Origin of the sequence: Pseudomonas sp. Sample_23, assembly GCF_004307595.1 — a bacterium.
In the GTDB taxonomy this organism is placed as follows: domain Bacteria; phylum Pseudomonadota; class Gammaproteobacteria; order Pseudomonadales; family Pseudomonadaceae; genus Aquipseudomonas; species Aquipseudomonas atacamensis.
This window is the reverse complement of sequence record NZ_RCNX01000057.1, coordinates 1-10677: the sequence shown is the minus strand read 5'-3', so window position 1 is coordinate 10677 and position 10677 is coordinate 1. Positions and strand designations below refer to the sequence as shown.

Below are 10677 nucleotides of genomic sequence, written 5' to 3'. Positions count from 1 at the left end.
TCCGGTTGTTTTCAAGTCCAGCGTTCGGCTCGATATTGCAGGCGAGCGTAAATCGTAAATACACCTCGGTCAGTCCCCTCTCCCTCTGGGAGAGGGTTAGGGTGAGGGGCTTTTGATCTTCAATGGGCTGCGGTCAGAATGCCACCGACGTCTGCACATAAACCGTACGCGGCTCACCCACATACTTGCCCTTGTTGTTGTCATCGAACGAGCGTGTGAAGTACTGCGTGTTGAAGATGTTCTTCACCCCCACCGCCACATTCAAATCCGACAGTTGCGGTCCGAAGTCATACCCGGCGCGGCTGCTGAACAGCATGTAGCCGGGGATCTTGCCGGTGCTGCCATCGGCGCTTTCTTTCGAAGTGTTGGCGTTGTCGGCGAACTGGTCGCTCTGGAAGCTGCTGTCCAGATTCAGCTTCCATGGCCCTTCGGTATAACCGACGCCAATCGTGCCTTTGTGTTTCGAGGAAAACGGCACGCGGTTGCCTTTGTTCGGCCCGTCCTCGCGGATGGTGGCGTCGACATAGGCATAACTGGCGTAGACATCGAAACCGGCCAGCGCCGGGCTCAAGTCATCCAGCGCGTAATTGACGCTGGTCTCGATGCCCTGATGGCGGGTTTCGCCGCGAGCGATCACCGAGTCGTTGGTCTGGTTGCTTTCGTACTGGTTGTCGAAGTTGATCAGGAATGCGCCGATCTCCGCGCGCAGGGCACCGTTGTCATAGCGCGTGCCGAGTTCCCAGGTGCGGGCCTTTTCCGGTTTCACCTCGCCGCTGCTCACGCGGTTGGGCATCTGGCTGTATTGCACGCTGCCGAACGAGCCTTCGGTGTTGGCATACAGATTCCAGCTGTCGGTGAGGTGATAGAGCACGTTCAGCGCCGGCAGCGCGGTGTTGTAGTCGCCCTTGTATTTGACGTTGGTCAGGTTGTTGGTCTGTTGCGACTCGATCATCTCGTAGCGCACGCCCGGGGTGATGGTCCATTTGCCGATGTCGATGCGGTCATCGACGAAGAACGCGTTGGCCTCGGTACCACCGCGAGTGTCGCGGTCGTTGCGGCTGCTGGTGGTTGGGTATTCGTTGGCGCTGATCGGCGTGCGATAACGCAGTTCGTGGCCGGCCTCGTTGATGTAGCGATAGCCGACGCCGACTTCGTGACTGCTCGGACCGAGGTCGAAGCCTTGGGCGAAACGGGTTTCCAGGCCACGTACCCAGTACTCGCGCGGCGACAGCGAAAGGAATGTGCCCTGATCCAGATAACCGCTGCGCAGGGTTTTGGTGAAGAAGGTGTTGGCGGTGAATTCGCGGCGATCTTCCTGATAGCGATAGCCGAAGTTGAACATCGTGCGGCGCCCCCAGAACTGATCTTTCGGCCGCGTCGATTGATACGGATCGGCATCGTAATCGGCGACGTTGAGACCACCGGGCATGTCGGCCTTGCCTTCGTAATACTGGGCCATGGCGTTGAAGCTGTTGGCTTCGTCGAGCTGATATTTGCCCTTGAGGATCAGGTCGTCGATCTCGGTGTCGCTGTGTTCGCGCCAGTCACCGCCACGGGTGCCGGAGTACAACAGCGCACCACCGAGGCCGTTGGCGTTGGTGCCGCCGGCCAGCAGATTGGCGCTGGTCTTGAAACCGTCGTGGCTCGACGATGGGCTGGTTTCAGTCTGGAAACCACCCTTGACCGTTGGCTCGTCCGGAATCGCCCGGGTCACGAAGTTGACCACGCCGCCGACGTTCTGCGGGCCGTAACGTACCGCACCGCCGCCACGCACCACGTCCACCGCATCCATGTTGCCCATGCTGATCGGCGCGAACGACAACTGCGGCTGACCATACGGCGCGAACGGTACCGGGATGCCGTCCATCAATACTGTCGAGCGCGCGGCCAGGCGTGGATTCAAGCCACGAATGCCGAAGTTCAGCGCCATGTCGTGGCTGCCCGTGCCGTTGTTCTCCGGCGCGTTCACACCGGGGATGCGGTTGAGCACATCGCGGGCCTGGATCGCGCCCTGGCGTTCGAATTCGTCGCGGCGGATCACATCACGCGCGCCGGGGTGTTCGAAGACGTTGATCTGCGCCGCATCGCCGAGCCAGTCGCCGACCACGGTCGAGGTGCCCAGCTCCAGCGCCGCGTCAGCCAACGGTTGCAGGCTGAAGGCATTGTCGCCTTCGGCGCGGGCTTGCAGGCCGGTGCCATCTAGCAAGGCTTCGAGGCCTTGTTGCGTCGTGTAATTGCCCTCCAGACCCCGGCTCTGCACACCGCTGGTGACTTGCGAGCCAAAGGAAATCAGCACGCCGGCTTCACGGCCAAACTGGTTCAGCGCGGTTTCCAGCGACGTCGGGGCGATGTGATAAACCTTGGTCTCGGCGCCCAGCGCAGCGGGCAGGGCGGTGAAACTCAGGCTGGCGCCGAGCAGAAGATTGCGCAGACTGCGGGCCAGTGGTGTAAGGCGGGTGGGCTGCATGTGGATGATCCTGAGAAGGTGGAATCAAGGGGGCTTTCCTTCTCTGTCACGCCAGATCTGAAAAACGGCTCATGGTTTTGGCGTTTTTTTACACCCGCGCTTCGACGCTCACCCAATAACGGGTAAAGCGCTTCACTCTGACCGGCAGACTGATCTGCAGCAGGTCGAGAATCCGCTCGCTGTCATCCAGTGGATACGTCCCGGAAATCAGCAAATCGGCAACCTGGCTGTCGCACCGCAGCTGCCCGCGCCGGTAGCGGCCAAGCTCTTCGAGGAAATCACCGAGGCGCATATGAGCGGCGACCAGCATGCCGTCAGTCCACGCACCGCTGTTGGCGTCCAGGTATTTGGGTTCGCTGACGGAGCTGGCAGTGAAACTCAACTGCCGCGCGACCGGCAGCAGCAGGGGCGCGCGCTGGCTGGCGTTGAGTTCGACTCGTCCTTCGAACAGGGCGATCTGCGTGCGATCAACAAACTGCCGCACATTGAGGCGCGCACCTTGGCTTTTCAGCACGCCGTGTGCCGTGCGTATCTCGAACGGATTTGCAGCGCTCAACAGCATTTCGCCCTCGAGCAGACGAATCAACCGCTGCGCACCATCAACATCAACCGAGCTGGCGGTATTGAGCTGTAACGAATCGGCACCGCCCAAGCCGATCTTGCGCCGCTGGCCGACCGGCGTGCGGTAATCGGCGAGCAGCGACGGCAACGGCGTGTGCTCGCGCATGCCCCAGGTCGCCGCTGAGCCGGCACCGAGAATCAGCAACATTTTCAGCGCCTGACGGCGGCTGCCGGACTTCGGTCCGTTCAACGCCGCGTGAGCCAACGGCGACGAAACGCCGCGCAAACGCTGATTGACTCGTTGCATGTGTTCCCACGCCCGGCGGTGTTCGCAGTGTGCATCCAGCCATTGTTGCCAGGCCTGTTGCTGGCGCGGGGTCAGCGTGCCCTGCTGCATTTCCAGCAGCCAGTGCACCGCCTGTTCGGCGACCTGCGCGGAGAAGTCCGGGGTGCGATTCATAAAGCGAAATAGCAGCGCATGGCCGCTTTGTTCAAATGGCGTTTGACCGTGGCCACTGAGATGCCCAGTTCTGCGGCGATCTGTGGATAAGTCAGACCATCGACCTGCGCGAGCAGAAAGGCGCGTTTGACCTGGCGCGGCAAGCCGTCGAGCAGCTCATCGAGTTCGATCAACGTCTGCAGGATGATCGCTTTGTGCTCTTCCGACGGCGCGACCATTTCCGGCATCTGCGCCAGTGTCTCGAGGTAGGCGCGTTCCACATCCTGGCGCCGGTAATGATTGAACAGCACGCGCTTGGCCAGGGTGGTGAGAAAGGCGCGCGGTTCGATGATCACCGGTGGCTCGCGAGCGGTCAGCACCTTGATGAACGTGTCCTGAGCCAGATCCGCCGCGCTGTCGGGGCAGCCGAGCTTGCGCCGCAACCAGCCAGTGAGCCAGCTGTGATGAGCATGGTAGAGCGATTCGACGGGATGGGCGGGCGGCAACGAAATGACTCCGGACGCAAAACTTGCGTAGAGAACGTGCATTAGAGAACAAGAACGGTTCGCATTGTAGAGGCTGGCGACAGTGTCCGGCAATCAGATGCTTTTGCGTATGAGAATATTTATCATTAATATTGCTCGCCTGTAGATTCGGCTTGTCGGCCGAACGTTTTTCGTTTCAGGGTCGAAACATGAAAGGCAAACTCGCCACCCTTCCCATGTCCTATCGTCTGGCCGTCACTTCGCGAGTGCTGGCGGCGATTTTCGGCGGCTATCTGGTCGCGGCGCTGGCCAGTGTCACCCTGACGTTGTGGCTGCCGCTGAACCGCGCCGAAGCGGTGGTCACTGGCATGACCGTGTCCTTTCTGGTCTATCTGGTCGCGGTGCTCTGGTGTTTTGCCTGCCGCAGCGCGTGGTCGGCGTGGGTCGGCCTGTTGGTGCCGAGCGTGATTCTCGCCACCGTTTCCGGTGCCGCGCGCGGTCTGGGGCTGGCATGAAAGAGGGCTTCCGGCAGGCGATGGCATGGCTGCACACCTGGGCCGGGCTGGTGTTCGGCTGGTTGCTGTTCGCGATTTTTCTCACCGGCACGCTCGCTTATTTCAAAGATGAAATCAGCCACTGGATGCAGCCGGAGATCGCTGCACATTCGCTTGATAGCGAAGCGAGCCTGGCACTGGCGCAAGATTATCTGCAACAACACGCCGCCGGTGCCTCGCGCTGGCTGATCGATTTGCCCGATGCCCGCGACCCCGGCCTGACGGTGCGCTGGCAGCAGGCGCCGGGCAAACCCGGCGAGCGCGGCCGCTTCGAATCCCGAACCCTCGATGCTCAAACCGGAGTCGAAGTACAGGGCCGCGAAAGCATGGGCGGCGAGTTCTTTTACCGTTTCCACTTCCAGTTGCAGATGCCTTACCCGTGGGGGCGCTGGCTGGCGACCATCGCCGCAATGGTGATGTTCGTTGCGTTGATCAGCGGCATCATCACCCACAAGAAAATCTTCAAGGACTTCTTCACCTTCCGCCCGCGCAAGGGCCAGCGATCCTGGCTCGACGGGCATAACGCCGTGGGCGTGCTGGTGCTGCCGTTTCACTTGATGATCACTTACAGCAGCCTGGTGATTTTCATGTCGATGGTCATGCCGGCCAGCATCGTTGCCTCTTACGGCAGCGACGTACGCAAGTTCTACGACGAAGTCTTTCCCGCCTCGAAGACACCCGAGCGCGCCGATATTGCCGCGCCGCTGACCGCCATGGCGCCGCTACTGGCCAAGGCCAGCGAGCAGTGGTCGGGTGGCCATACCGCGCGCCTGTCGGTGAGCAACCCGGGCGATGCCAGCGCCACGGTGGTGCTGTCCCGCGCGGGCGATCGGGTGGTGCATGATTTCGGCCGGGCGGTGACGTTCAACGGCGTCACCGGGCAGCTTCTGAGCAGTACACCCGATCAACCCATGGCGATGGCGGTGGGTGGCGCGTTTTACGGTTTGCACATGGGCCATTTCGCCGGGCCGCTGTTGCGCTGGCTGTATTTCATTTGCGGATTGGCTGGCACGGCGATGATTGGCACCGGGCTGGTGATCTGGCTCGGTAAGCGGCAGCTCAAGCACGTAAAAAGCGCGGCGCTGCCGTTCGAATTGCGCCTGGTTGAGGTGCTGAATATCGCCAGCATGGCCGGCCTGGTATCGGCGGTGGCGGTGTTCTTTTTGGCCAATCGACTGTTGCCGGTGAGTCTGGCGGGGCGGGCCGATTGGGAAGTGAATGCTTTCTTCATAGGCTGGGGCCTGAGCGTGGTGCACGCGGTGTTGCGTCCGAGGCGCAAGGCGTGGATCGAACAGCTGACGCTCGGCGCCGCGCTGTTTATCGCGGTGCCGCTGATCAATGCGCTGACCACACCGTGGAATCTTGGCGCCAGCCTGATGCAGCGCGACTGGGCACTGGCCGGACTTGATCTGACGTGTCTGGCGACGGGGCTTTTTCTCGGCTGGGCTGCGCGCAAGATGCAGCGTACGGGCGACTCCGTCAGCGTTCGCAAAGCAAGTTCTTCGCCTCGCTCGATCACAGTCGAACAGGGGGCCAACTGATGCTGCTGGCCCTGTTGCTCACCTATGCCGGCTTCACCGCGTTGTGCCTGTCGATGCCACGTCATCACGCCGAATTGCTCGGCGCCAAACCGTCGACGCGCCGCCGTCAGGGTCTGGCGCTGGCGGGATGGCTGTTGCTGGCGCTTTCGCTGTGGGCGGCGGTCGCGGCCAGTGGCTGGAGTTTCGGTCTGGTCGACTGGTTCGCGGTGCTGATGCTAAGCGCTTTGGCATTGGTGCTGTTGCTGCCGTATCGCCCGCGTCTGGCCATGGCCCTGGCCGGCTTGAGCCTGTTGGCCAGCCCGGTCGCCGCCTGGGCGCAGTGCTGAAGTGCTGATCGGTCTGCCGCCGGAATCGCGTGACGATGAAGCGCGTGGCGCGCGTGCGCATTTTCTCCAGGTGTTTCTGTCCCAGCGTGCGCAAATGGAGGCGCTGGTGAACCGGCGCGTCGGTTGTCGGGCGACCGCGGCGGATCTGGTCCAGGATCTGTTTTTGCGCTTCTGGCGGCGGCCGCTGGTCCAGGTCGAAGAGCTCAGCACTTATCTGCTGCGCTGCGCCGGCAACATCGCCATCGATCATTTGCGCAGTGAAGGCACGCGCACGCGGGTCAACGAAGGCTGGCAGCCGGACGAACCCGACAGCCATGGCAGCGAACCCCAGGCCGCCCTCGAAGCCGGCAACGATCTGCGCCATGTCGAAGCCGCGTTGCGCGCCTTGCCCGAGCGTACCCGGCAGATCTTTCTGCTCAATCGCATTCACGGGCGCAAGTACGCTGAGATCGCCAAGGCCATGGGCCTGTCCCAAAGTGCCGTGGAAAAACATATGATGCGCGCCCTCGAGGCCTGCAAGGCCAGCCTGCGCGACCCCGCGCCACGCCTGCCAGGGAAAGCACCGTGAAGCCATCCGATCCGATCACACCGACGCCGGCCCAGGAACAGGCCGCGCTGGCCTGGCTGAGCCTGTTGCACGACCGCCCGAGCACTGGCGATCAACTCACCTTCAGCCAATGGCTGCGCGCCGATCCGGCCCATGCCCAAGCGTATGCGCAGGCGCAGGTGATCTGGGAACTCAGCGAAAGCCCCGCGCGCACGCTGGCCGATGAAGATGCGCTCGCGCTGCAAGGTTATCTGCAGGCGATGGACGCCCCGCGTCGCTCGCCGATGTTGCGTTGGTCTGGAGCACTGGCGCTGGCCGCGTGTCTGCTGTTGATGATCAGCCTCGGCACGGGGTGGCAGGCGCAGCGCTGGCTCGACGATCTGCGCGCCGATCATGTCTCGGCACCAGGGGAAATTCGCACGGTGACACTGGCCGATCAATCGCAAGTGACGCTGGATGCCGATAGCGCGATTGCTGTGGATTTCACTCATGGTCAGCGCCGCGTGAAATTGATCAGAGGCGCTGCTTTCTTCAGCGTCACTCACACCGGCGATCCGTTTGTGGTGGCGGCGGAGCAGGGCGAGGCGCGGGTGCTGGGCACCCAGTTCGAAGTACGCCGGCAACTCCACGGCGCGCAAGTGACGGTGTTGTCCGGACGTGTCGCGGTGACGGCGGACGAGCATGGCCAACAACAGATTCTCACGGCCGGCCAGCAAGTTGCCTACGCCGGCGGCACTGCGGAAAAACTGCATGCCGTGGACAGTGAAGCGCAACTGGCGTGGCGTCAGGGTTGGCTGACTTACTACAAGACCACGCTGGCCGATGTCGTCGAGGATCTGCGCCGCTATTACCCGGGGCGGATCGTGCTGCTCAACGATGAGCTGGCGGCGCGCAAGGTCAGCGGCAGCTTTCCGAGCAAGGACCCGCAGGCGGTGCTCAATTCGTTGCAGGGAGTGTTGGGGTTTGAGCAGCATCGGGTGTTGGGGCAGCTGATTATTCTGCGCTGAGGCTGCCGGCCTCTTCGCGAGCAGGCTCGCTCCCACAGGGTACGCATTCCAAAGGTGGGAGCGAGCCTGCTCGCGAAGGCGTCAGCCCAGGCAACAAATCCCCCGCAAAATATTTTCAAATTAAAGGTGAGGTAACCCCGAGCCCCATCCGTGTAGTGACTGAAACTGCGAGCCATTCGCATCCGTTGCGGTTCTACACAGGTCATTGAGCAATGAAGTCCAGGGCAAAATCCGGTTCGGTCAAACAGTGGTTGGGCATGTCGGCGCTGAGTTTTTCCGCGTTGGCATTGCTGCCGATGAGTATCGCGCTGGCGACAGAAGCGGTGAGCAATCAGGCGCAACAGCAATTCAATTTTGCCCTGGCCGCCAAACCATTGCCGCAGGCCCTGAGCGACTTCAGCCGCGTGACCGGGCAGAGCGTGGTCTACACCGACGAAGCGCCGTACGGCCTCAACGCTCCGGCAGTCAACGGCCAGATGAGCGCCGAACAGGCCCTGCAACGCCTGCTCGGCAACTCCGGCTTGAGCTTTCGCCGCACCGACAGTCATACCCTGGCGCTGGAGCCGATGCCGACCGCAGGCGCGCTCAATCTCGGCGCCACCACCATCACGTCCACGCGCGACGAATTGATGAGTTATCAGCCGCCGGAAACCAGTTCGGTGATGCGCTCATCGGCGTCGCTGCAAGAAATTCCGCAGACGGTCAATGTCATCCCGGCGCAGGTCATTCGCGATCAGGCGCCGCGCAATCTAGACGACGCGCTGGCCAATGTCAGCGGCATCACCCAGGGCAACACCTTGGGCAGTACCCAGGACTCGGTGATGACTCGCGGTTTCGGTGACAACCGCAACGGCTCGATCATGCGCGACGGCATGCCGCTGGTGCAGGGCCGTGGCATGAACGCGACCGTGGATCGCGTCGAAGTGCTCAAGGGCCCGGCCTCGTTGCTCTACGGGATTCAGGATCCGGGTGGTGTGGTCAACCTGGTCAGCAAGAAGCCGGAACTGACCCAGTACAACGCCGTGACCGTGCGCGGTTCGACCTACGGTGACGGCAAGAACGGCAGCGGCGGCGCCTTCGACAGCACCGGGGCGCTGGGCGATTCCGGCTTCGCCTATCGCATGGTCGTCGATCATGAAGACGAAGATTACTGGCGCAACTTCGGCACCCATCGCGAGACGCTGATCGCACCGTCGCTGGCCTGGTACGGCGAGCGCACCAAGCTGCTGTTCGCCTACGAGCACCGCGAATTTCTCACGCCATTCGACCGTGGCACCTTGATCGATCCGCGCACCAACCATCCGCTGGATATCTCGCGCAAGCAGCGTCTCGATGAGCCGTTCAACGACATGGAAGGGCGCTCGGACCTCTACCATTTCGAAGCCGACCATGAACTTAACGACGACTGGAAAGCCCACTTCGGCTACAGCTGGAACCGTGAAACCTACGACGCCAGCCAGGTGCGCGTGACGGCGATCGACACCAACAAAGGCACACTGACCCGCAGCATGGACGGCACCCAGAATGCGATCAGCACCGATCGTTTCACCACCGCCAGCCTCGAAGGCAAAGTGAATGTGCTGGGCATGCAGCATGATCTGGTATTCGGCGTTGATGACGAATACCGCAAGATCTACCGCGAGGATCTGATCCGGCAGAAAAGCCTGACCACGTTCAGCTATCTCAACCCTGTGTATGGCCGCGAAGTGATGGGCACTACGATGAGTGCGCCCGACAGTGCGCAGACCGATAAGCTGCGCAGCGATTCGCTGTTCCTGCAGGATTCGATTCACCTCAACGAGCAGTGGATTCTGGTCGCTGGCGGACGTTTTCAGGAGTACGACCAATACGCCGGCAAAGGCGTGCCGTTCAAGGCCAATACCGACAGCAACGGGCAGAAGTGGGTACCGCGCGCCGGTCTTGTTTATCGCTACACCGACGCGCTGTCGTTTTACGGCAGCTACACCGAATCGTTCAAACCCAACTCGACCATCGCCCCGCTGAGCGGCAGCAGTACCGTGCTCGACGGCAGCATCGCGCCGGAGGAAGCCAAGTCGTGGGAGCTGGGTGCGCGGCTGGATATGCCCGGCAGCATCACCGGCAATATCGCGTTGTTCGACATCAAGAAACGCAACGTACTGGTGGCCAATTCCGAAGGCCCGACAACGATTTACAGTGCGGCAGGCGAGGTGCGTTCACGCGGGCTGGAAGTTGACCTGAGCGGGCAGCTCAGCGAGCACTGGAACCTGATCGGCAGCTATGCCTATACCGATGCCGAAGTCACCGAAGACCCGGAATACAAAGGCAAGCGCCTGCAAAACGTAGCGAAGAATTCCGGCTCGCTGTCGGCGGTGTATGACTTCGGCAATGTGTTTGGCGGCGATCAACTGCGTGTCGGGGCAGGGGTGCGGTACGTCGGCGAGCGTGCCGGCAACGCGGTGAATGATTTTGACCTGCCGAGCTACACCGTGGCGGATGCGTTTGCCACTTACGACACGACGGTTGAGGGGCAGAAGGTCAAGTTTCAGTTGAACGTGAAGAACCTGTTTGATCGCACCTATTACACCTCGTCGGCGAGCCGCTTCTTTGTGTCGATGGGGGATTCGCGGCAGGTTTCCTTGTCGAGCACCCTGGAGTTTTGAGTCAACGTCAAAAGATCGCAGCCTTCGGCAGCTCCTACATTTGGAATGCGTTTCCCCTGTAGATACCGTCTTGAGCCTCACCGGGCAAGCGCAAGTTTCGGGTCATAT

Annotated in this window: 9 protein-coding genes; 6 read left to right on the top strand and 3 right to left on the bottom strand. The window is 61.7% G+C overall.

The window, feature by feature from the left end; all coding sequences use genetic code 11:
- Nucleotides 1–133: 133 nt before the first annotated feature.
- The 3 genes from fecA to D8U82_RS15515 form a co-directional block, all read right to left on the bottom strand.
- The gene (gene fecA, locus D8U82_RS15525) at nucleotides 134–2467 is read right to left on the bottom strand and encodes a TonB-dependent Fe(3+) dicitrate receptor FecA (protein WP_130902484.1); all 2334 of its coding nucleotides are present in this window, start codon (nucleotides 2465–2467) and stop codon (nucleotides 134–136) included.
- An 88-nt stretch (nucleotides 2468–2555) separates the two neighbouring features.
- Complete coding sequence (locus tag D8U82_RS15520; protein ID WP_130902483.1) at nucleotides 2556–3488, bottom strand: FecR domain-containing protein; 933 nt, start codon at nucleotides 3486–3488, stop codon at nucleotides 2556–2558.
- Complete coding sequence (locus tag D8U82_RS15515) at nucleotides 3485–4015, bottom strand: sigma-70 family RNA polymerase sigma factor (protein ID WP_110646388.1); 531 nt, start codon at nucleotides 4013–4015, stop codon at nucleotides 3485–3487. Before D8U82_RS15515 ends, D8U82_RS15520 begins: the two co-directional genes overlap by 4 nt.
- A 146-nt stretch (nucleotides 4016–4161) precedes the next feature.
- Between D8U82_RS15515 and D8U82_RS15510 the strand changes: the two genes are divergently transcribed.
- The 6 genes from D8U82_RS15510 to D8U82_RS15485 all read left to right on the top strand — a co-directional run bounded on the left by D8U82_RS15510 (nucleotide 4162) and on the right by D8U82_RS15485 (nucleotide 10569).
- The gene (locus tag D8U82_RS15510) at nucleotides 4162–4467 is read left to right on the top strand and encodes a DUF3649 domain-containing protein (protein WP_041479671.1); all 306 of its coding nucleotides are present in this window, start codon (nucleotides 4162–4164) and stop codon (nucleotides 4465–4467) included.
- Entirely contained in the window at nucleotides 4464–6047 is a 1584-nt protein-coding gene (locus tag D8U82_RS15505) for a PepSY-associated TM helix domain-containing protein (protein WP_130902482.1), read from the top strand. Before D8U82_RS15510 ends, D8U82_RS15505 begins: the two co-directional genes overlap by 4 nt.
- Complete coding sequence (locus tag D8U82_RS15500) at nucleotides 6047–6373, top strand: DUF3325 domain-containing protein (RefSeq protein WP_122610800.1); 327 nt, start codon at nucleotides 6047–6049, stop codon at nucleotides 6371–6373. Before D8U82_RS15505 ends, D8U82_RS15500 begins: the two co-directional genes overlap by 1 nt.
- Nucleotide 6374: 1 nt before the next feature.
- Nucleotides 6375–6941: an RNA polymerase sigma factor gene (locus tag D8U82_RS15495; protein WP_016771621.1), complete on the top strand. Its 567-nt coding sequence runs from the start codon at nucleotides 6375–6377 to the stop codon at nucleotides 6939–6941.
- Entirely contained in the window at nucleotides 6938–7927 is a 990-nt protein-coding gene (locus tag D8U82_RS15490) for a FecR family protein (protein ID WP_130902481.1), read from the top strand. The genes D8U82_RS15495 and D8U82_RS15490 overlap by 4 nt, the downstream gene beginning before the upstream one ends.
- A gap of 212 nt (nucleotides 7928–8139) precedes the next feature.
- On the top strand, nucleotides 8140–10569 hold the full coding sequence (locus tag D8U82_RS15485; RefSeq protein ID WP_130902480.1) for a TonB-dependent receptor: 2430 nt from the start codon (nucleotides 8140–8142) through the stop codon (nucleotides 10567–10569).
- The last annotated feature ends 108 nt before the right edge of the window (nucleotides 10570–10677 follow it).